The organism is Streptomyces sp. RB17, from assembly GCF_009604455.1.
Lineage (GTDB): Bacteria > Actinomycetota > Actinomycetes > Streptomycetales > Streptomycetaceae > Streptomyces.
The window spans coordinates 112,738-133,952 of sequence record NZ_WEGL01000013.1; the positions used below are offsets into that span (position 1 = coordinate 112,738).

19 protein-coding genes are annotated in these 21,215 nt (G+C 70.8%); 7 read left to right on the forward strand and 12 right to left on the reverse strand.

The annotated features are described in order from the left end of the window. Positions 1 to 214 precede the first annotated feature (214 nt). A complete protein-coding gene (locus tag SRB17_RS40730; protein WP_153546609.1) occupies positions 215 to 1,240 on the forward strand; it encodes an ATP-dependent 6-phosphofructokinase in 1,026 nt (341 codons plus the stop codon). Between the two features lie 14 nt (positions 1,241 to 1,254). Here the strand turns inward: SRB17_RS40730 and SRB17_RS40735 are convergent, their stop codons facing one another. From SRB17_RS40735 to SRB17_RS40760, 6 genes are all read right to left on the reverse strand, one after another. Then, positions 1,255 to 1,947, reverse strand: coding sequence for an XRE family transcriptional regulator (locus SRB17_RS40735; protein WP_323377424.1), 693 nt, complete (start codon positions 1,945 to 1,947; stop codon positions 1,255 to 1,257). A 119-nt stretch (positions 1,948 to 2,066) separates the two neighbouring features. Further along, positions 2,067 to 2,894 carry a carbohydrate ABC transporter permease gene (locus tag SRB17_RS40740; protein ID WP_153546612.1) on the reverse strand — a complete coding sequence of 276 codons (828 nt, stop codon included), beginning with the start codon at positions 2,892 to 2,894 and terminating at the stop codon, positions 2,067 to 2,069. Then, positions 2,894 to 3,751 (reverse strand): carbohydrate ABC transporter permease, encoded by an 858-nt coding sequence (locus SRB17_RS40745; protein WP_153546614.1) that lies wholly within the window; start codon positions 3,749 to 3,751, stop codon positions 2,894 to 2,896. The genes SRB17_RS40740 and SRB17_RS40745 overlap by 1 nt, the downstream gene beginning before the upstream one ends. After that, positions 3,748 to 5,121, reverse strand: a complete 1,374-nt coding sequence (locus SRB17_RS40750) for an extracellular solute-binding protein (protein WP_153546616.1) — start codon at positions 5,119 to 5,121, stop codon at positions 3,748 to 3,750. The genes SRB17_RS40745 and SRB17_RS40750 overlap by 4 nt, the downstream gene beginning before the upstream one ends. Positions 5,122 to 5,289: 168 nt before the next feature. After that, complete coding sequence (locus SRB17_RS40755; RefSeq protein WP_153546618.1) at positions 5,290 to 5,982, reverse strand: response regulator; 693 nt, start codon at positions 5,980 to 5,982, stop codon at positions 5,290 to 5,292. Then, entirely contained in the window at positions 5,979 to 7,610 is a 1,632-nt protein-coding gene (locus SRB17_RS40760; RefSeq protein WP_153546620.1) for a sensor histidine kinase, read from the reverse strand. The genes SRB17_RS40755 and SRB17_RS40760 overlap by 4 nt, the downstream gene beginning before the upstream one ends. A 155-nt stretch (positions 7,611 to 7,765) precedes the next feature. Between SRB17_RS40760 and SRB17_RS40765 the strand changes: the two genes are divergently transcribed. Beyond that, positions 7,766 to 9,145: a cation:dicarboxylate symporter family transporter gene (locus tag SRB17_RS40765; RefSeq protein ID WP_323377426.1), complete on the forward strand. Its 1,380-nt coding sequence runs from the start codon at positions 7,766 to 7,768 to the stop codon at positions 9,143 to 9,145. Positions 9,146 to 9,233: 88 nt separating this feature from the next. Here the strand turns inward: SRB17_RS40765 and SRB17_RS40770 are convergent, their stop codons facing one another. Further along, a complete protein-coding gene (locus SRB17_RS40770; RefSeq protein WP_153546622.1) occupies positions 9,234 to 9,875 on the reverse strand; it encodes a TetR/AcrR family transcriptional regulator in 642 nt (213 codons plus the stop codon). A gap of 116 nt (positions 9,876 to 9,991) precedes the next feature. On the opposite strand from SRB17_RS40770, the gene SRB17_RS40775 reads away from it, so the two are divergent. Together SRB17_RS40775 and SRB17_RS40780 are read left to right on the forward strand one after the other, a co-directional pair. Then, a complete protein-coding gene (locus SRB17_RS40775; RefSeq protein ID WP_153546624.1) occupies positions 9,992 to 11,665 on the forward strand; it encodes an MFS transporter in 1,674 nt (557 codons plus the stop codon). A 108-nt stretch (positions 11,666 to 11,773) separates the two neighbouring features. After that, entirely contained in the window at positions 11,774 to 12,538 is a 765-nt protein-coding gene (locus SRB17_RS40780) for a DUF2127 domain-containing protein (RefSeq protein ID WP_153546626.1), read from the forward strand. A 161-nt stretch (positions 12,539 to 12,699) separates the two neighbouring features. On the opposite strand, the gene SRB17_RS40785 is transcribed toward SRB17_RS40780, so the two are convergent. Then, entirely contained in the window at positions 12,700 to 12,906 is a 207-nt protein-coding gene (locus tag SRB17_RS40785; protein WP_323377429.1) for a hypothetical protein, read from the reverse strand. A gap of 57 nt (positions 12,907 to 12,963) precedes the next feature. Between SRB17_RS40785 and SRB17_RS40790 the strand changes: the two genes are divergently transcribed. From SRB17_RS40790 to SRB17_RS40800, 3 genes are all read left to right on the forward strand, one after another. Beyond that, entirely contained in the window at positions 12,964 to 13,392 is a 429-nt protein-coding gene (locus tag SRB17_RS40790; RefSeq protein ID WP_153546628.1) for a MerR family transcriptional regulator, read from the forward strand. Then, the gene (gene trxA, locus SRB17_RS40795) at positions 13,389 to 13,721 is read left to right on the forward strand and encodes a thioredoxin (protein ID WP_153546630.1); all 333 of its coding nucleotides are present in this window, start codon (positions 13,389 to 13,391) and stop codon (positions 13,719 to 13,721) included. Before SRB17_RS40790 ends, trxA begins: the two co-directional genes overlap by 4 nt. Positions 13,722 to 13,885: 164 nt before the next feature. Next, complete coding sequence (locus SRB17_RS40800; RefSeq protein ID WP_416237130.1) at positions 13,886 to 16,156, forward strand: HelD family protein; 2,271 nt, start codon at positions 13,886 to 13,888, stop codon at positions 16,154 to 16,156. Here the strand turns inward: SRB17_RS40800 and SRB17_RS40805 are convergent. From SRB17_RS40805 to SRB17_RS40820, 4 genes are all read right to left on the reverse strand, one after another. Continuing rightward, complete coding sequence (locus SRB17_RS40805) at positions 16,143 to 16,994, reverse strand: hypothetical protein (RefSeq protein WP_323377431.1); 852 nt, start codon at positions 16,992 to 16,994, stop codon at positions 16,143 to 16,145. The two genes, SRB17_RS40800 and SRB17_RS40805, sit on opposite strands and share 14 nt — an antisense overlap. An 84-nt stretch (positions 16,995 to 17,078) precedes the next feature. Further along, a complete protein-coding gene (gene glgB / locus SRB17_RS40810) occupies positions 17,079 to 19,343 on the reverse strand; it encodes a 1,4-alpha-glucan branching enzyme (RefSeq protein ID WP_416237131.1) in 2,265 nt (754 codons plus the stop codon). 19 nt (positions 19,344 to 19,362) lie between these two features. Beyond that, the gene (locus SRB17_RS40815; RefSeq protein WP_153546634.1) at positions 19,363 to 20,736 is read right to left on the reverse strand and encodes a maltokinase N-terminal cap-like domain-containing protein; all 1,374 of its coding nucleotides are present in this window, start codon (positions 20,734 to 20,736) and stop codon (positions 19,363 to 19,365) included. An 87-nt stretch (positions 20,737 to 20,823) separates the two neighbouring features. Then, positions 20,824 to 21,215 (reverse strand): alpha-glucosidase C-terminal domain-containing protein (locus SRB17_RS40820; protein WP_194294298.1); only part of this gene is annotated, 392 nt, incomplete at its 5' end.

Here is a 21,215-nt window from a genome sequence, read left to right on the forward strand (position 1 = left end):
CATGTCTGATGACTTGTACGTCTTGAATGTCGCGTCTGTACGGCTTGAACGTCACGCCGGCGGCATAAAAATCGCCCACCGAGGTGAGCAGAACCCTCTTGACAATACCCCTGCCGCCGGATAAGGCGCCCGTCAAGTGCCTCGCCGCCTCGGTGGACGTGAAACAATCGACACTGGCTCACCGGTAACGACAGCGAGCAGGAGACACAGCACGATGCGCATCGGAGTTCTCACCGCAGGCGGCGACTGCCCCGGCCTGAACGCCGTGATCCGGTCGGTCGTGCACCGGGCGGTTGCGCAGTACGGCGACGAGGTCATCGGCTTCGAGGACGGCTACCGGGGTCTGCTCGACCGGCACTACCGCAGCCTCGACCTGGACGGCGTCAGCGGCATCCTGGCCCGCGGCGGCACCATCCTCGGCTCCTCCCGGCTGGAGCGGGACCGGCTGCGCGAGGCGTGCGACGGAGCCGCCGACATGGTCGAGGAGTTCGGCATCGACGCGCTGATCCCGATCGGCGGCGAGGGCACGCTGACCGCGGCCCGCATGCTCTCGGACGCGGGCCTCCCGGTCGTCGGCGTCCCCAAGACCATCGACAACGACATCTCCTCCACCGACCGCACCTTCGGCTTCGACACGGCTGTCGGCGTCGCGACCGAGGCGATGGACCGCCTGAAGACCACGGCCGAGTCCCATCAGCGGGTGATGGTCGTCGAGGTCATGGGCCGGCACGCCGGCTGGATCGCCCTGGAGTCCGGCATGGCCGCCGGCGCCCACGGCATCTGCCTGCCCGAGCGCCCCTTCGACCCCGCCGACCTGGTCAAGATGGTCGAGGAGCGCTTCGACCGCGGCAAGAAGTTCGCCGTCATCTGCGTCGCCGAGGGCGCCCACCCCGCCGAGGGCACCATGGACTACGGCAAGGGCGAGATCGACCAGTACGGCCACGAACGCTTCCAGGGCATCGGCACCGCGCTGGCCTACGAGCTGGAGCGGCGCCTCGGCAAGGAGGCCAAGCCGGTCATCCTCGGCCACGTCCAGCGCGGCGGCGTCCCCACCGCCTACGACCGCGTCCTCGCCACCCGCTTCGGCTGGCACGCCGTGGAGGCCGCGCACCGCGGCGACTTCGGCAGGATGACCGCGCTCAAGGGCACCGACATCGTGATGGTGCCGCTCGCGGAGGCGGTCACCGAGCTGAAGACGGTGCCGAAGGACCGCATGGACGAGGCGGAGTCGGTCTTCTAGGCCGCCCTGTCGTTCTACCGGACCGTCCTGTCCTCCACTGAGTTCCAGAAGTTCTCCACGATCCGGTCGAGGAACTCCCGGCCGGAGTCGCTGGCGCTCGTGCTGCCGCCGCCCCAGCTCAGGGTGGCGGCCATGTGCCCCTGGTAGTCCTCGTAGAGCCCCTGCAGCACTTCTTCGAGGACGGCGCTGTCCATGGGTGCCAGCTTCCGTACCGGCCGCACATAGGCCTGCCAGCGGGTGGTCACCGCGCTGTGCAGCAGTTCGGCGAGCTTCGCCTCGCGGCCGGTGACGGCGACGAAGTCGGGCAGGGCGAGATCGAGGGCCTGGGCGAGCGCGGCCGACTGGCGCTCGTTGCCCCGCCACTGACCGCTCTCCTCCATGCGCAGATACGACCGCACATCCATGCCGACGGCACGGGCGACGTCCTCGGGCGCGACGGCACGGGCGACGCGATGCTCGCGCAGGGTCTGCGGCCGGCCGAACAGTTCACCCGGGGAACACCACAGCACGCCCGCCAGAGCGGTGAGTTCGGGGTGGCTCGGGGCCGCCGTGCCGCGTTCCCAGGCGATCACGAGGTCGGGTGTGACGTACGGCAGCCCGTACGAGGCCCGCATGCCGTAGGCGACGTGCTCGGGGCCCATGCCGAGCGCGGCGCGCAGCCGGCGGGCGGCCGGGGCGTTGAAGGGGGGAGCTGAGGGTTGGCGCACCTCGCACAACCTAGGGGTCCTGTGACGGGATGGCTACGGGCTGTTCGGACAGGATCGGGGATTGGCGGAACGCACAGTTCCGGCCGTTCGGTATGTAACGGACGGAACACCCTTCCGCTTCATCCCTTGACCGCGCCGCCCAGCGCGAAGCCACCTCCCAAGCGGCGTGCGACCAGGACGTAGAGCAGGATCACGGGCGTGGAGTAGATGACGGAGAACGCGGCGAGCTGGCCGTACGCCACCATGCCCCGGTTGCCGAAGAAGTCGTTGATGCTGACCGAGGCCGGCATCTGGTCCGGGGTGAGCAGCAGCATGAACGGGACGAAGAAGTTCCCCCACATCATCACGAACGAGAACACCGTGACGACGGCGAACCCCGGCCCCATCAGCGGCAGCACGATCCGGACCAGGGACTGCAGCGAGGACGCCCCGTCCGTCCAGGCCGCCTCCTCCAGCTCCTTCGGTACCCCGTCCATGAAGTTCTTCATCAGCCAGATGGCGAAGGGGAGTTGGGAGGTGGCGAAGAACAGGATCGTGCCCTGCAGGGTGTCGATCAGGTTCACCCGTACGAACAGCGCGTACACCGGCACCATGATCGCCGTGATCGGCAGGCTCGCCGCGAACAGGATGGACAGCAGGAACGGCCGGTTGAGCCGCGAGCGGAACCGGGAGAGCGGATACGCGGCGAGGGCGGCGCAGGCGACGGTCAGCGCGGTGGCGCCGCCGCACAGGATCAGGCTGTTCAGCAGCGGGGTGTAGGTGATGTCCGGGGTCAGGATGGCATCGAAGTTGCCGAAGGTGAGACCGTCCGGGATCTTCACTCTGAGGTCCGCGTGCGGGTCCACGGAGGACAGCACCACCCAGGCGAGGGGCAGCGCGAAGGCGACGGCCACGAGCAGGAGCGAGATGTCGGCGGCGAACCGACGGGACGCACGTTTCCGGGCCATCACACCTCCGTCCGCAGCAGCCGCAGATAGACCACCGAGAACAGCGCCCCGACGAGCAGCAGAAGCAGGGCGACCGCGGTGGCGTACCCGATCATGCTGTTCTGGAAGGCCTGTTCGTACATGAACAGCGGCAGGGTCTGGCTCTTGTCACCGGGCCCGCCCCGGGTCATGACCCAGATCAGCCCGAAGACGGACAGCGTCTGCAGGGTGTTGAGCATCAGGTTGGTGCCGATGGACCGCCGGATCATCGGCAGCGTGATGTGCCACATCCGCCGCCATCCGCCGGCCCCGTCCACCTCGGCGGCCTCCGTGATCTCGGCGGGTATCTCGTCCAGCGCGGCGGAGTAGACGAGCATCGAGAACGCCGTGCCCCGCCAGACGTTGGCGAAGGACACGGCGAGGATGGGCAACGTGAACAGCCAGTTCTCGCGGGGCAGATGGAGGAGGTCCAGGATGGCGTTGAGGGTTCCCTCGCGCCGGAAGAAGGCGTACAGCAGGAACCCGGCGACCACTTCCGGCAGCACCCACGCCGTGACGACGACCCCGCCGGTGAGCGTGCGCACCGGTTTCGACGCCCGTTTCATGAGCGCGGCCAGGGCGAGCCCCAGTGTGTTCTGCCCGACGAGCGAGGACAGCACGGTGAACACCAGGGTCAGCCAGACGGCGTTCAGGAACGCGGGGTCGTGAAAGGCACGCCGGAAGTTGTCGAACCCGACGAACGACGAGTGCGCCTGACCGGTCAGCTGCAGATCGGTGAAGGCGATCCAGACGCAGTAGGCGATCGGCCCGGCGAGGAAGAGCAGGAGCAGGACGAGTGCGGGGGTGAGCGGGAGGGCGCGGCCGATCCGGCGCCTCATTTGCCGACCACTTGGCCACCGGTCACGTCCTTGAGCGTGTCGTCGTACCCGCTCGCCGCCTTCTCCACCGACTGGTCGCCGGTCGTCACGCTTTCCATGGCCTCCTGGATGGCCGTCGACACCTTCGGGTACGCCGGATACGCGGGCCGGTAGTGCGTGCTGGACACCAGGTCGGTGAAGAACTTGATGCCGGGCTGGGCGGTGGCGTAGGCGGGGTCGGCGGCGACGTCCTTGCGCACCGAGATCCCCGAGTTGGCGATGTACCACTTCCTGGCGTTCGCCTCGGTCTGCAGGGTCTTGACGAAGTCGAAGGCGAGGTCCGGGTTGCCGGCCTTGGCCGGGATGGCCCAGGTCCAGCCGCCGGACATGCTCACCTTGCCCGGGGCCTGCCCGGCTTCGGTCGGCATGGCGGCCAGCCCCAACTGCTTCGACCAGTCGGGCCACTCGTGCCCGCTGCCCGGCAGCCACTCCTGCGGCAGCCAGGAGCCGTCGAGGTCGATGCCGAGCTTGCCCTGGGGGAGGAGCTCGCCGTTGACGGTGGTGGCGTAGTTGGGGTCGAGGGCGTCGGAGACGTCGGGTCCGAGCTTCTCCTTGTAGACGGTCTCGACGAACCTCAGCGAGTCCCGGAAGCCCTGGCCGGCCGTGATCCACTTCTTCGTGGTGCTGTCGTAGAGCGGATCGGAGGTGCCGTCGCCCGTGCCGTACAGGAGCATCTCGAATCCCTGCATGGTGGAGCGCTCACCCGCCGGCTTGCCGGTGTAGACGTTGATCGGGGTGACCCCGGGAACCTTCTGCTTGATGGTCCGGGCGGCGGCGAGGACGTCGGCCCAGTTCTTCGGCTGCCAGTTCTCCGGGAGTCCGGCCTTGCGGAACACCCGCTTGTCGAACCACAGCCCGCGGGTGTCGGTCCCGTCCGGAACGCCGTACGTCTTCCCGTCCTGGCCCTTCGCGGCCGCTTTCGCGGTGTCGATGAACTGACTCCAGTCGGGCCACTTGGCCAGGTACGGGTCCAGGGGCTTCAGGTACCCGCTGGTGATGTCGGAGTTGATGAGGAAGGTGTCCTCGTAGACGAGGTCCGGCGCGGTCCTCGGGGAGCGCAGCATCTGCTGCAGCTTGGTGTAGTAGTCGGCGTCCGGGGCCTTGATGGGCACGAACTCGACCTTCTTGCCGGGGTACTTCTTCTCGAAGTCCTTCTTGATCCCGGCGAGATAGGTGTCCATCACCTTGACCGAGTTGTCGGTCGACTGCTTGTAGGAGACCTTGATCGTGTTCGGACTGCTTCCGGAGCCGTTGCCGCAGGCGGTGAGGGTCGCGGCGGCGAGAGCGGCGGTGAGGAGGGCGGAGAGGGCGGCGGTGGGGCGCACGGGCATGACCTCCTGAGGGCGCACTGCTGAGTGGCCAGGTGGTTGCCGTGCGAAGGTAAGAGGAATGGTCTAGTCAGGTCAATGAGTCTGCACGGGATCGGCTGCGCACGGCGCGGCCGGACGTCACTCAGGACGTACGGCCGTCGCCGACCGTCCGGCGGGCCGAACCTTCTCTCACCGCCCCTGCGGCACCCATCGATACACCAACTCCGGCCGCCCCACCTGCCCGTACAACGGACTCCGTGCCGCCCGCCCCGTCTCCACCAGGTGCTCCAGGTACCGCCGGGCGGTGATCCGGGAGATGCCCACCGACTCGGCCAGCGCCGCCGCCGTGAGTCCTTCCGCCGCCTCCCGCAGGGCCCCCGTCACCCGCTCCAGCGTCGGCCCGCTCAAGCCCTTCGGCAGTGCAGCGGGCGACGGTGCCCGCAGGGCCCCCAGCGCCCGGTCGACCTCGTCCTGGCCGCTCGCCTCGCCCACCGCCGCACGGAACTCGGCGTAGCGGACCAGGCGGTCCCGGAGCGTGGCGAAGGTGAAGGGCTTCAGGACGTACTGGACCACGCCCAGCGAGACACCCTCCCGCACCACCGCCAGATCCCGCGCCGACGTCACCGCTATCACGTCCGCGTGATGCCCGGCCGCGCGCAGCGAGCGGGCGAACTGCAGGCCGTGCACGTCCGGGAGGTGCAGGTCGAGGAGCAGGAGGTCCACGGCCGTACGGTCCAGGACGCGACGCGCCTCCGCACCCGTGTGCGCCTTGCCGACCGCGACGAATCCCGGTACCCGGCCGACGTACATCACATGGGCGTCGGCGGCGACCGGGTCGTCCTCGACGACCAGGACGCGGATGGGCCGCTGCTCGTTCGTCATCTGCCGCCACCCGTGGGGGTGCGCAGCGGCAACCGTGCCTCGAACACCGCTCCGCCCTCGCCGTCCTCGTCGGACTCCGTCACCGTCAACGTGCCCTCGTGGCGGGTCACCGCCTGCCGGACCAGGGCCAGCCCGAGGCCCCGTCCGCCGGGCCCGGCCGGCTTCGTCGAGAACCCCCGCTGGAATACCAGGTCGGCATGGGCCGGGTCCACACCGGGGCCCGTGTCGGACACCCGCAGGACCACCTCGGTGTCCGAGGCGTACGCCGTCACCGTCACCTGCGCCCGGACGCTGCCCTGCGCCGCGTCCACCGCGTTGTCGATCAGGTTGCCGAGGATGGTCACCAGGTCGCGGGCGGGCAGGCTCTCCGGGAGCAGGTTGTCGTCGAGGCGGCTGTCCGGGGACACCACCAGCTCCACGCCCCGCTCGTTGGCCTGGGCCGTCTTGCCGAGCAGCAGGGCGGCGAGCACCGGTTCGCCGACCGCCGCGACCACCTGGTCGGTGAGCGCCTGGGCCAGCTCCAGTTCCGCCGTGGCGAACTCCACGGCCTCCTCGGCCCGGCCCAGCTCGATCAGCGACACCACCGTGTGCAGGCGGTTCGCGGCCTCGTGCGCCTGCGAGCGCAGCGCCTGGGTGAAGCCCCGCTCCGAGTCCAGCTCGCCCATCAGGGACTGGAGTTCGGTGACATCACGGAGCGTGACGACCGTGCCGCGGCGCTCTCCGCCGGACACCGGGGAGGTGTTCACCACCAGCACCCGGGACGCCGTCAGGTGCACCTCGTCCACCCGCGGCTCGGAGGACAGCAGCACGCCGGTCAGCGGGGCCGGCAGGCCCAGCTCGGCCACCGAGCTGCCGATCAGCTGCGTGTCCGGCGCCCCCAGGCCCAGCAGCTCCCGTCCGCCGTCGTTGATCAGCGCCACCCTGTACTGCCCGTCCAGCATCAGCAGACCCTCGCGGACCGCGTGCAGCGCCGCCTGGTGGTAGTCGTGCATCCGGCTCAGCTCGGTGGCGTTCATGCCGTGGGTGTGGCGGCGCAGGCGGGCGTTGATCACGTACGTGCCGACGGCGCCGAGCAGCAGGGTGGCACCCGCGACGCCGAGCAGGGCCGTGACCTGGCCCTGGACCCGCGCACTGATCGCCTCCACCTTGATTCCGGCGCTGACCAGGCCGATGACGTGCCCGTTCTCCTCGACCGGGGTCACCGCGCGGACGGACGGGCCGAGGGTGCCGGTGTAGGTCTCGGTGAAGGTGTGGCCGTGCAGGGCGGGGTCGATACGGCCGAGGAAACGTTTGCCGATCTGTTTCCGGTCGGGGTGGGTCCAGCGGATGCCCGCCGGATTCATGATCGTCACGAAGTCGACGTCCGCGTCCCGCATGACCATGAGCGCGTACGGCTCCAGCGCCGCCGAGGGGCGGGAGGTGTGGATCGCCGCGCGGACCGAGGGGGCGTCCGCGATCGAGCGGGCCACCGCGGTGACCTGGCGGACCGCCGCGTCCTCGGCCTGCCGCTGGTCGCTGACGTAGGTGAACAGCGCGTACCCGGCCACGACCACCGCTATCAGCACGGCCTGCATGGCGAACAGCTGGCCCGCGAGACTGCGAGGTCGGGGGAGGGACGGGAAGCGCATGTCAGCAGTGTGCCTCTCCGGTTAAGTGTGAACTAAATGAACGGAAGGGTGACCGCCCTCACAGGCCGGGAGATAGTCACGGCATTCCCCAAACAACGCCCGGACGTGAGCCGCACGCCGGTTGTTCGCCGACGAAGACGTCAAGGAGGGCAGTCGTGGCCGCCATCACCCCCGATACGGCACCTGCCGCACCCCGCGTGAAGCGGGACCGGACCCACTACCTGTACATCGCCGTCATCGTGGCGGTCGCCCTCGGCATCGCCGTTGGCCTCATCTGGCCCGACGCCGCGATCCAGCTGAAACCACTCGGTACCGGTTTCGTGAACCTGATCAAGATGATGATCTCGCCGATCATCTTCTGCACGATCGTGCTCGGGATCGGGTCGGTGCGGAAGGCCGCGAAGGTGGGGGCCGTGGGCGGTATCGCCCTCGGTTACTTCCTGGTCATGTCGCTGGTCGCGCTCGCCATCGGGCTCGTCGTCGGCAATGTGCTGCACCCCGGTGACGGACTGCACCTGACGAACGCGCTCAAGGCGACCGGGCACGCCCAGGTGTCCAGCGACGCCCTGCCGCCCGTCGACTTCGTGCTGTCGATCATCCCGACCACGTTCGTCTCCGCCTTCACCGAGGGCCAGGTCCTCCAGACGCTGCTGGTGGCCCTGCTCGCCGGGTTCGCGCTGCAGGCCATGGGCTCGGCCGGACAGCCGGTGCTGCGCGGCATCGAGCACATCCAGCGGCTCGTCTTCCGCATCCTGTCGATGGTCATGTGGGCCGCGCCGATCGGTGCGTTCGGGGCCATCGCCGCGGTGGTGGGCTCGGCAGGGCTGGACGCGCTGAAGAGCCTCGCCGTGCTGATGCTCGGGTTCTACGTCACCTGCGTGCTGTTCGTCTTCGTGGTGCTCGGCGCGATCCTGCGCGTCGTCGCGGGTCTGAACGTCTTCTCCCTCTTCAAGTACCTGGCGCGGGAGTTTCTGCTGATCCTGTCCACCTCCTCCTCCGAGTCCGCGCTGCCGCGGCTGATCGCGAAGATGGAGCACCTGGGCGTCAGCAAGCCGGTCGTCGGTATCACCGTGCCGACCGGTTACTCCTTCAACCTCGACGGCACGATGATCTACATGACCATGGCCTCGCTGTACATCGCGGACGCCCTGGGTACGCCGATGTCCGTCGGTGAGCAGATCCCGTTGCTGCTGTTCCTGCTGCTGGCGTCCAAGGGCGCGGCGGGCGTGAGCGGCGCCGGTCTCGCGACCCTGGCCGGCGGTCTGCAGTCGCACAAGCCCGCGCTGGTCGACGGGGTCGGACTGATCGTCGGTATCGACCGGTTCATGAGCGAGGCGCGCGCGCTGACGAACTTCGCGGGCAACGCGGTCGCCACGGTGCTGGTGGGCACGTGGACGAAGGAGATCGACAAGGAGCGGGTGCGGCAGGTTCTTTCCGGGGAACTGCCGTTCGATGAGACCACGTTGATGGATGAGGGGCGGGCGACGGTCACCGAGGTTCCTGAGCCTCGGGAGGAGGGGCTGGTCAAGGCCTGATCCGCGGAAAGAGACTCCGGATGTCCGGCCCCGCCTGAACCCGGGCCGGGCATCCGGAACCGCCGCCGGGCGGCTGAGTGTCCGTACCTCAGCCGCCCGGCTTCTTCCGTTTCTCCTCGTTCACCCTGGCCACCAGCTCGGTGGCCCTCGAGGCGGGCACGCCCGCCGCGGTCAGCACCGTGACCGTGGCCGAGCGGCCCGCCTCCTGTGCCGTCAGGAGGCCGTCGTTCACCGCCTCCATCACCGCGAAGAGCATCTGCTCGTGCACGTAGGCCAGCGCCGGCGCCGGCAGCGGTGAGTTGAACACGCCCTCGTCCAGGCCCTGTTGGAGCAGTCGGATCTTGCCCGCGCGCACGGGGGCCAGACGTTCGCGGATGCCCTGGACGGTGACTGTGCGCTGGGCCAGGGCGATCAGCAGCCGGTAGCGGTCGGCGATCTCCCAGATGGCGAGCACCGAGCGGGCCACAGCCTCCGCCGGGTCCTGCGCATCGTCACGGGCGCGGGCGTCCGCGTCCGCCAGTGCCGCCACGGCGCCGTCGACGAGGGTGCTGATGAGCGCCTCACGGCTGGGGAAATGGCCGTACACCGTCCGTCGTACGACTCCCGCGGCGCGCGCGATCTGGTCCATGGAGGCGTCGGGGTCGCGCAGCAGTTCGGCGAGGGCGACGTCGAGGATGCGGCGCCGGTTGGCGTCGGCGCGGCTGGTGTTACCCGTGGTCATGGCTGTCATTGTGCACGCCCTTCATCGACTTGCACACCGATGTGCAGCGGCGTACATTGCACAGTGCTGTGCAATTGCACGTCACTGTGCAAATCTCGTCGCGATCGAGGAAGGCGACCCCTGCCATGCGACTCGTCATGACCGAACCGGTCGAGAAGATGGAGCGCCCCTACGCCCGCCGCTGGTGGGCACTGCTCGTGCTCTGCCTGAGCCTGCTGATCATCGTGATGGCGAACACCGCCCTCACGGTCGCCGCGCCCGACATGACGAAGGACCTCGGGCTGACCAGCGCCGACCTGCAGTGGGTGATCGACGGCTACACCGTCCCCTACGCGGCGCTGATGCTGCTGCTCGGCGCCATCGGCGACAAGTACAGCCGGCGCGGCGCGCTCGTCCTCGGACTCGTCGTCTTCGGCGGCGGGGCCGTCTTCGGGTACCTCGCCGACAGCGCGGCGACCGTCATCGCGGCCCGCGCCGTGATGGGCGTCGGGGCGGCGCTGATCATGCCCGCCACGCTCTCCCTGCTCGCCGCGACCTTCCCGCGCGCCGAGCGCGCCAAGGCGATCACCCTGTGGACGGCGACCGCCGGCCTCGCCATCGCCGCAGGACCGGTCGTCGCCGGCGCCCTGCTGCGCGACCACGGCTGGTCCTCGACCTTCCTGATCAACGTGCCCATCGCGGCCGTCGCGCTCGTCGCCGCCTTCGTCCTGGTCCCGCCGTCCAAGGCGGGCCACCACGACCGCATCGACTACGTCGGCGGACTGCTGTCGGTGATCTGGACCGGCTCGCTGGTCTACATGATCATCGAGGGCCCGCACTTCGGCTGGGGCGCCAAGGCGATCACGGCCGCGGTGATCGCGGGCCTCGGTCTGGTCGCCTTCGTCGCCTGGGAACTGCGTCACCCCCGCCCGATCCTCGACGTGCGCCGCTTCACCGCCCGCCGCTTCGCCGGCTCCAACCTGGCCGTCGCCCTGTTCTTCCTCGCCGTCTTCGGCGCCTTCTACTACCTCACCCAGCACCTGCAGTTCGTCCTCGGCTACGACGCCCTGGAGACCGGCGTCCGCATGCTGCCGCTGGCCGGCGCGGTCTTCGTCGGCTCGGCGCTGACCGGCTGGCTCACCCCGCGCGTCGGCATGAAGTGGACCGTCACGGCGGGCATGGTCGGCGGTACGACGGCTCTGGCGCTGCTGACCCGTGTCGACGCGGGGTCGACGTACGGCGACTTCCTGGCCCCCCTGATCGTCCTCGGCCTCGCCATCGGCCTCGCCCTCTCGCCCTGCACCGACGCGATCATGGGCGCCTTCCCCGAGTCCGAGCTGGGCGTCGGCGGCGCGGTCAACGACACCTCGCTGGAACTCGGCGGCTCCCTCGGCATCGCGATCCTCGGCTCGCTGCTCGCCACGTCGTACGGCAACCACCTCGGCGACGCCACCGCGGGCAGCAAGCTCCCGGCGAGCGCCCTGGACACCGCGCGGGACTCGGTCGGCGCCGGGTACGCGGTGGCGCGGGGCATCGGCGACAAGGCGCACGCGCTGGCGGCCCGGGCGGCCCACGCCAAGGACCCCCACCAAGCGGCACAGCTCAAGCAGCAGGCCACCGAACTCGCCTCCGGCGCCCGGCAGATGGCCGACGCCGTCGGCTCCTCCTTCTCCTCCGCCGTCGCACACACCAGCATGGTCGGCGCGGTGATCCTCGGCATCGGCACGGTTCTCGTGGCGCTCCTGCTGCCGCGCCGTGAAGCCACCGCACCGGAGGTGAAGACCGAGGAGAAGGAACTGGTGGGCAGCGCCGCCGACTGACCGCTGCGCACCCTCATCCGCTAACGTGCCGCTCCGGACCAACCGGAACGGCACGTTCGTGCGTGGCGTCAGTACATGTGAGTCAGTACGGCTTTGGAGGCACGGGGGATGAAGATCGACTGGGACCGGCGGACCTGCGCGCGCAAGGGGCATGTGACCTACGCGCCCGACGACCCCCGGCTGCGGATCCGGCTGCACGCCGAGACCGCGCTCGGGGAGGCGTGGCGCTGTCTGCGCTGCGGTGACTTCGTGCTCGGGGAGCCGCACGGTTCGGGCCCGGCCGGGGACGCCCCGCTGGTGCCGCGCGGGAAGGTCCTCCGTGACCTGTTCATCCTGCGCTTCCTGGCGATCGAGCGGGCCGTGCGCGGGGTGTTCATCGTGGCGGTCGCGGTGGCCGTCTGGAAGTTCAGCAACAGCCAATACGCGGTGCGGCGCCTGTTCAACGAGTACCTGGACGTCTTCCGCCCGGTCTTCCGCCACTTCCACTACGACCTCGACCACTCCCCGGTCGTCGGCTCCATCCAGAAGGCGTTCGGCTACAAGCACTCCACGCTGCTGCTGGTCGCCGCCCTGCTCCTGGCCTACGCCCTGATCGAGCTGGTCGAGGCGGTCGGCCTCTGGTACGCCAAGCGCTGGGCGGAGTACCTGACGGTGGTCGCGACCGCCGCCTTCCTCCCCCTGGAGATCTACGAACTCACCGAGAAGGTCAGCTACCTGAAGATCGCCACCCTCGTCCTCAACATCCTCGCGGTCCTCTACATCGCCCTCGCCAAGCGCCTGTTCGGCCTGCGCGGCGGCCGCAAGGCCTTCGAGGAGGAACGGCACAGCGCCTCCCTGATGGAGGTGGAGGAGTCGGCGGGGGTGACCGTCTGATCGAGGCGTACGACGTCTTCGGCTACGGCCCCAGCGAGGCCCTCTGGCCCGAGCGGGACTGGACCGCCCGCCCGAGTGCCGTCCTCGCGGACATCGCCGCCGGCCCGCCACCACGCCGCGCCGAGGACCTCGACGCGCCCTGCCGCTGAGCGGTGTTCGAGCTACGGAGCCCGCGCGGTCTCGGTGAGCCGCGGCAGCGCCGCCGCCGTCGGTGTGAGCTCCGAGGCCGCCGCGTCCCGGATGGTCTGCGGACGGCTCGCGCCCGGGATCGGGATCACGGTGGGGGAGAGGGAGGACAGCCAGGCGCAGACCTCGGCGCCGGGCCGTACGACGACCTCGATCGTGCTGTGCTCACCCGTGCGCGACAAACCGCTCCTGCCGCCCGCCTTGCCTTGACGCCGACGTCAACCCGTACGGTCGTAGGCATGCGAATCGGCGAGCTGGCCGCACGGGCCGGGACCACCACCCGCACCCTGCGCTACTACGAGGCACGGGGGCTGCTGCCCGCCCGGCGCGACGACAAGGGACACCGCACCTACGACGAGAGCGACCTCAGGCTGCTGGAGCAGATCCGGACACTGCAGGACTTCGGCTTCGAGCTGGAGGAGACACGGCCCTTCGTGGAGTGTCTGCGCGCCGGGCATCCGGAGGGCGACTCCTGCCCGGCCTCGCTGCAGGTCTACCGGCGCAAGCTGGCGGAGCTTGACGGGCTGATCGGGCAGCTGTCGGCGGTGCGGGAGACGGTCGCCGGGCAACTGCGGCGGGCCGAGCTGGCCCGGGACGCGCTGGCCGTCGAGGCGCTGGTTCCGGGGGGCCCGGAGCCCGCATGCGAGCTGGGAGGGCTTTCGCGATGAGCTTGGTGAGCGGACTGGACGAAGTGACGGATGCCGACTTCGCGGCGGAGGTGATCGGCGCCGGCCTTCCGGTGCTGGTGCAGTTCACGGCCGACTGGTGCGGCCCGTGCCGGCAGCTCGCGCCGGTGCTGAAGGACATCGCCTCCGAGGAGGCCGACCGGCTGAGGATCGTACAGATCGACGTCGACCGCAATCCGGAGACGACGGTCGCCTACGGGGTGCTGTCCACGCCGACCCTGATGGTCTTCCGGGACGGTGAGCCGGTGCGGTCCATGGTGGGGGCGCGGCCCAAGCGGCGCCTCATGGAGGAGCTGGCCGACGTGCTGTAAAGCGCCGCACAGCACGGCCGCCCACGAAAAAAATCCCCTGAGCAATTGCGCTCGGGGGATTTCTCTGCGTATATTCAGTGATTCGCGACTTCCGTGAAATGGGTCGCGGAGAAGTTCACTGAGCAGAGTATATCCGGGCGGGAGTGGAATTGTCAAACAGGGACTTGCCGAACAGCGAATTTCCTGACGATGAATTGCGCCGCGAGCAGGAATTCATCGACGGACTGTACGCGCGCGTGGACGTCCTGCGCGGCGAGACCGAGACCTCGGTCGAGGACGCGCTCGCCCAGGGCGACAAGCCCATGCAGGCCCGGCTGGAGCGGGACATCCTGGTCGCCGAGCGCTCGGGGCTGCTCGCCGCGCTGAACGCCGTGGACGGCTCGCTCTGCTTCGGCCGGATCGACCTGGCCGACGGCACCGCCCACCACATCGGCCGGATCGGGCTGCGCGAGGACGACGCCGAGCGCACCCCCGTCCTCATCGACTGGCGGGCCGACGTCGCCCGCCCCTTCTACCTGGCCACCGGTCACACCCCGATGGGCCTGCGCCGCCGCCGGCACATCAGCACCGAGGGCCGGACCGTGAGCTCCCTGCACGACGAGATCCTCGACCTCGGTGACGCCACCCGCACCGGGTACGAGGACCACAACGGGGACGCCGTGCTGCTGGCCGCGCTGAACTCGGCGCGCACCGGCCGCATGAGCGACATCGTGCAGACCATCCAGGCCGAGCAGGACGAGATCATCCGGGCGCCGTACCGCGGGGTGCTGGTGGTCGAGGGCGGGCCCGGCACCGGCAAGACCGCGGTGGCGCTGCACCGCGCCGCCTACCTCCTCTACGAGTACCGCGAGCTGCTGGCCCGCCGGGCCGTCCTGATCGTCGGCCCCAACCCGGCCTTCCTCGGCTACATCGGCGAGGTACTGCCCTCCCTCGGCGAGACCGGGGTGCTGCTGGCCACGGTCGGCGAGCTGTTCCCCGGGGTGAAGGCGACCGCGACCGACACCCCGCAGGCGGCCGCCGTGAAGGGCCGCGCCGGCATGGCCGACGTGCTCGCCGCCGCCGTACGCGACCGGCAGGCGCTGCCGGACCCGGTGATCGCGATCGGGCACGACCGCGAGGTGCTGATGCTCGACGACGGTCTGGTCTCCGTCGCCCGTGAGCGCACCCGCGCCGCCAAGCTGCCGCACAACGCCGCCCGCGAGTACTTCGAGGGCCACATCCTCAACACCCTCACCGAGCTGTACGCCGAACGCGTCGGCACCGACCCGTACGACGGCAGCAGCCTGCTCGACGCCTCCGACATCACCCAGATCCGGGACGAACTCGCCGAGAACCCCGAGGTGTGGCACGCCATCGACCAGCTGTGGCCGCGGATCACCCCGCAGCGGCTGGTCGCCGACTTCCTCGCCGAACCCGACGGCTATCTGAGCGAGGAGGACGCGGCCGCCGTCCGGCGCCGGGTGACCCGCGCCTGGACCGTCGCCGACGTCCCCCTCCTCGACGAGGCGGCCGAACTCCTGGGCGTGGACGACCGGTGGGCGCGGGCGCGTGCCGAGCGCGCGCGAGAGACCCAGATCGCCTACGCGCAGGGTGTGCTGGACGTGTCGTACGCCTCCCGGACGTACGAGTTCGAGGACAAGGAGGACGGTGACCCGGACGCGTCCGAGGTGCTGTCCGCGCACGACATCATCGACGCCGAGCGGTTCGCCGAGCGGCACGAGGAGGCGGACCACCGCAGCGCCGCCGAGCGCGCCGCGGCCAACCGGACCTGGGCGTTCGGGCACATCATCGTGGACGAGGCGCAGGAGCTGTCGCCGATGGCCTGGCGGCTGCTGATGCGGCGCAGCCCGACCCGCTCGATGACCCTGGTCGGCGACCCCGCCCAGACCGCCGAGGCGGCCGGTGTCGGCTCCTGGGCGGACATCCTCGCCCCCTATGTGGAGGACCGCTGGGAGCACACCCGGCTCGGCGTGAACTACCGCACCCCGGCCGAGATCATGGAGCTGGCCGCGGCCGTGGTCCGCGCCGAGAACCCGGACTTCGAGCCGCCGAGCTCGGTCCGGTCGACCGGGGTACGACCGTGGGTGCGGCGGGCCGACGGTGACCTGCCCGAGGCCGTGGCCAAGGCGGTCGCCGAGCTCACCCCGGCCGAGGGGCGGCTGGCGGTCATCGCGCCGCGCCCGCTGCACCGCTGTCTGGCCGCCCGGCTGGACGGCGTCACGGCGGGCGCCGAGCCCGATCTGACGCATACGGTCGTGCTGCTCGACCCCCGCCAGGCCAAGGGGCTCGAATTCGACTCGGTGCTGGTGGTGGAGCCGGGCGCGTACGGCACGAGCGATCTGTACGTCGCCCTGACGCGGGCGACGCAGCGGCTCGGGGTGCTGTACACGGACGGGCTGCCGCAGGCGCTGGCCGCGGGCGTCACCGGGCCGTAGCGGGACTCCCGCCGGGCGTCCCGCCGGGCGACGGCGGTGGGTAGCTCGGGTGCAGCGAGGAGGACAGGGGCTTCAGCGACGCGCACAGCGCGGTCGGGAAGGCCGGTTCCCTGCGCTGCACCGCCGTACAGCCGCCCGCCGCACTCTCGAAGAACGGCTTCCAGCCGGAGCGCTCCGCCCGGAAGAAGGAGCGGTCGCCGAGGCGGGACGCGCAGGCAGGGGCCTTGTCGTCGGCGTCGCACGCCGGTCCGGTGCGCCAGGAGAAGTCCAGCACCAGCCATGTGCCGTCGCAGTGCTCGGCGTCGCGGTAGGAGTGCATGGGCGCGCCGACGGCGATCATCGCCTGTTCGTAGGAGGCGGTGGTGCAGCCGGTGGCCGGCGGGTGGCAGCCGAGCCGTCCGCACAGCCGCAGCGCGGGCGGCTCGGCCCCGTCGGCGGTGAAGACCGTGTCGTCGTCCACCACCAGCTCGCGCTCGCCCAGCGGCTCGGGCAGCCGTACCCGGGCCGTGGCCGTCCTCTCCTTGGTGCATCCCGACCGCCCGTCGCCGTGCGGGGAGTTGAAGGTGATCTGGACATGGACCCGGCCCGGCACGCTGCCGTACTCGGCGTCGGTGTCCACCGCCTTGAAGTCCCGCACGCAGGGGCGCTCGCCGCTGGGCACGCGCGCCTCGATGCTCAGTGTGCGGTGGTCGGCGCCGAGCCGGGCCGCGGTGACCGCGGAGGGTTCGGCGGTGGTCCACGGGATCGGCCCGGTCTGCGTGGGGGAGGCGCCTCCGGCCGTCCGTGTGCCGCAGCCGCCCAGCAGGAGGACGGCCACGGCGCACAGCAGGGCGGTCACTGATCTCCAAGGTCGCACGTGCCTCGTTCCCCCTGTGGTGCACCGAAGTTGACCTGGGGGCACTATAAGGCGCGCGCCACCCGGTCAGGCGGGCCGCAGCCAGACCGTGGCCAGCGGGGGCAGGGTCAGCCGGATGCTCGCCGGGCGGCCGTGCCACCCGTGCGGCTCCGGTTTGATCACGTCGCGGTTGGTGACATCGCCGCCGCCGTACCGCGCGGCGTCCGTGTTCAACGACTCGTGCCAGGCCGGCACGTCCTCGGGGACCCCGAGCCGGTAGTCGTGCCGGACCACCGGGGACATATGGGAGACCGCGAGGAGCGGGGTGCCGTCGGCGTCCAGGCGCAGGAAGGCGAAGACGTTGTCGTCGGCGGCGTCCCCGGTGATCCACTGGAAGCCCGCCGGGTCGGTGTCCCGCTGCCACAGCGCCGGGGTCGCCCGGTACAGCGCGTTCAGGTCCCGTACGAGGTCCCGCACGCCCCGGTGGTCGGCCTCTGCGCCGTAGGACGGGTCGAGCAGCCACCAGTCGGGGCCGTGCGCCTCCGACCACTCGGCTCCCTGCGCGAACTCCTGCCCCATGAACAGAAGTTGCTTGCCGGGGTGGGCCCACATGAAGCCCAGGTACGCGCGCTGGTCGGCCCGCTGCTGCCACCAGTCGCCCGGCATCTTCGACACCAGGGACCGCTTGCCGTGCACGACCTCGTCGTGGGAGATCGGCAGGACGTAGTTCTCGCTGTAGGCGTACACCATCGAGAAGGTCATCTCGTGGTGGTGGTACCTGCGGTGCACCGGCTCGTGGCCCATGTACGCCAGGGAGTCGTGCATCCAGCCCATGTTCCACTTCAGGCCGAAGCCGAGCCCGCCGAAGCCGCTCGGGCCCTTGTGGTGGGTGGGGCGGGTGACGCCGTCCCAGGCCGTCGACTCCTCGGCGATGGTCACCACACCCGGGCAGCGCCGGTACACCGTGGCGTTCATCTCCTGCAGGAACGCCACCGCGTCCAGGTTCTCCCGGCCGCCGTGCTCGTTCGGCGTCCACTGGCCCGGCTCGCGCGAGTAGTCCAGGTAGAGCATGGAGGCGACGGCGTCCACCCGCAGGCCGTCGATGTGGAACTCCTCGCACCAGTACACGGCGTTCGCCACCAGGAAGTTGCGCACCTCCCGGCGGCCGAAGTCGAACTCCAGGGTGCCCCAGTCCGGATGGGCGGCCCGCAGCGGATCGTGGTGCTCGTACAGCGGGCGCCCGTCGAACTCGGCCAGCGCCCAGTCGTCGCGCGGGAAGTGCGCCGGCACCCAGTCCATCAGCACACCGATGCCGGCCTGGTGCAGCCTGTCCACCAGGTACTTGAAGTCGTCCGGGGTGCCGAGCCGGGCCGTCGGGGCGTAGAAACCGGTGACCTGGTAGCCCCAGGAACCGCCGAAGGGGTGCTCGGCGACCGGCATCAGCTCCACATGGGTGAAGCCCATCTCCCGTACGTACGCGGGCAGTTGTTCGGCGAGCTGCCGGTAGGTGAGACCCGGCCGCCAGGAGGGCAGATGCACCTCGTAGACGGAGAAGGGCGCGTCGTGCACCGGGGTGTCGGCCCGGTGCGCCATCCACTCCGCGTCGGCCCACTCGTGCTGCGAGACGTGCACGATCGACGCCGTCGCGGGCGGGGCCTCGGTACGGCGGGCCAGCGGATCGGCGCGCAGGGTGCGCGAGCCGTCCGGCCGGGTGATCTCGTACTTGTACGCCTCGCCCGCGCCGATCCCCGGCACGAACAGCTCCCACACCCCGGAGGAGCCCAGCGAGCGCATCGGGAAGCCGGTCCCGTCCCAGAAGTTGAAGCCGCCCGCGATCCGTACGCCCCGTGCGTCCGGCGCCCACACCGCGAACCGCGTGCCGGACACCCCTTGGCGTGTCGTGACATGCGCGCCGAGCGCCCGCCACAGCTGCTCGTGCCGGCCCTCGCCGATCAGATGCAGGTCCAGCTCGCCGAGGGTGGGCAGGAAGCGGTAGGGGTCCTCGGTGTCCAGGACGTTCCCCTCGTACGCCACCAGCAGCCGGTACTCCGGTACACCCTCCAACGGCACCAGCGCGGAGAAGAACCCGTCGCCGTCGTCGTGCAGCTCGGCCCGCAGACCGGCGGTGACGACCGTGACCGACAGCGCGTACGGCCGGAACACCCGGAAGGCCACGCCTCCGGGCACCGGATGGGCGCCCAGCACGGAGTGCGGGTCGTGGTGGGTGCCGTGCAGCAGCCGCTCGCGGTCGGCGCGGGAGACCCCGGCCACCGGACGCTCGTGCGCCGGCGCCTTCTGCCGGGGCACCGTCTTCTCCCTGGTCCTGGTGTGCTTCTTGCCCTTCGGGGTCACGGACGAGCCTCCTGGGTCTTCACGCGGCGAGGCGACGGATCGCCGAGAGCGGTACGGGCAGCCAGTCGGGGCGGTGCCGGGCCTCGTAGACGGTCTCGTAGACCGCCTTGTCGGTCTCATAGGCCCGCAGCAGCACCGGATCGGTGCGCGGATCGCGGCCGGCGACGTCCGCGTACCCGGAGCAGTAGGCGGCCCGGCACACCCGCGCCCAGTCCGGCGCGGGCGGGGTCACGGAGTGGGCCGCGTAGTCGAAGGAGCGGAGCATCCCCGCGATGTCCCGCACCGGCGGCTGCGGCATCCGCCGTTCGGCGGGCGGCCGGGCCGGCTCGCCCTCGAAGTCGATCAGCGACCACTCCCCGGACGGGGAGCGCAGGCACTGGCCCAGGTGCAGATCGCCGTGGATCCGCTGGGCGGTCCAGGTGCGGCCCTCGGTGGCGAGGCCGGCCAGCGCCCGGTAGGCCGAGCGCAGTCCGCCCTCGTACGGCCGCAGCGCCGGCACCGCTTGGACGGCCGCCGCCAGCCGCTCGGTCATCCCGTCGGCCAGCGACTGCAGCTGCATATGACCGAGGGTGACCGTCGGCAGGGCGCGGGCGAGCGCGGTGTGCACCTCGGCGGTGGCGCGGCCCAGCCCCCGCGCCTCGGCGGCGAAGTCCTCCCCCTTGGCCAGCTCGCGCAGCGCCAGCTCCCAGCCGTCGCTCGCCCCGCTGACGAAGGGCTGGAGCACCGCCAGGACGTAGGAGCCGGTGTCGATCTCGGCGTGCAGCCAGGCCGTCGGCGCCGGCACCCGGGGGCAGCCCTCGCGGGCCAGCGCCAGGGGTATCTCCAGGTCGGGGTTGACGCCGGGCACCACCCGGCGCAGCAGTTTCAGGATGAACGTATCGCCGTACACCACCGACGAGTTGGACTGCTCGGCGGTCATCAGCCGGGCCACGAGGCCCTCGCGGATCTCCTGGCGCCGCTCGCGCTCGAACCGCAGCCCGCCGATGCGGGCCCGCGTGCGCAGGGCCTCCAGCAGCACCTCGGCGGGCCGGGGGTCGTACAGGGCCTCGTACACCGTGCGTCCGGCGAGCGGCCCGTCCTGAACATGCCCGATCAGCGCGGGCGCCAGCCGGGGCGGCAGCGCCTCGCGCACGCCTATGAGCAGCTGGTAGCAGTCGCCCGGGTGGGGCTCGGCGCCCAGCGCGGACGGCTGGTGGACGCGCAGCAGCAGGTGGTACAGGCCCAGCCGGCCGTCGGGCGGCAGCAGTTCGGTGACGGCCACGGGGGTGAACCCGGTGACCGGGCGGCCCTTGCCGGCGAACCAGCGCTGCCTCGGCAGCCACTCGCGCAACAAGGGGTCGAGCGAGGCGAGGAGAGGAGTGGTGGTACTGGAAGAGCTGACCGTTTCCGCCATGGGCGTCACGTCCTTTCCCCGGGGTCGTCGGGGTGTCACTGATGCGTGCCCCGGGTGGGGCGGTGGAAACCGCCCCACCCCAGGGGACTAGGCCGATTCCCTCCGCAGCCGGAACCAGTAGAAGCCGTGCCCCGCGAGGGTGAGCAGGTACGGCAGTTCGCCGATCGCCGGGAAGCGGACGCCGCCGAACAGCTCGACCGGGTGCCGCCCGCCGAACCGGCTCAGGTCCAGCTCCGTGGGCTGGGCGAAACGGGAGAAGTTGTGGACGCAGAGCACGAGGTCGTCCTCGTACTCGCGCAGAAAGGCGAGCACAGCCGGGTTGGTGGACTGCAGCTCGTTGTAGGACCCCAGTCCGAAGGCGGGGTTCTGCTTGCGGATCTCGATCATGCGGCGGGTCCAGTGCAGCAGCGAGGACGGCGACGACATCGACGCCTCGACGTTGGTGACCTGGTAGCCGTAGACCGGGTCCATGATCGTCG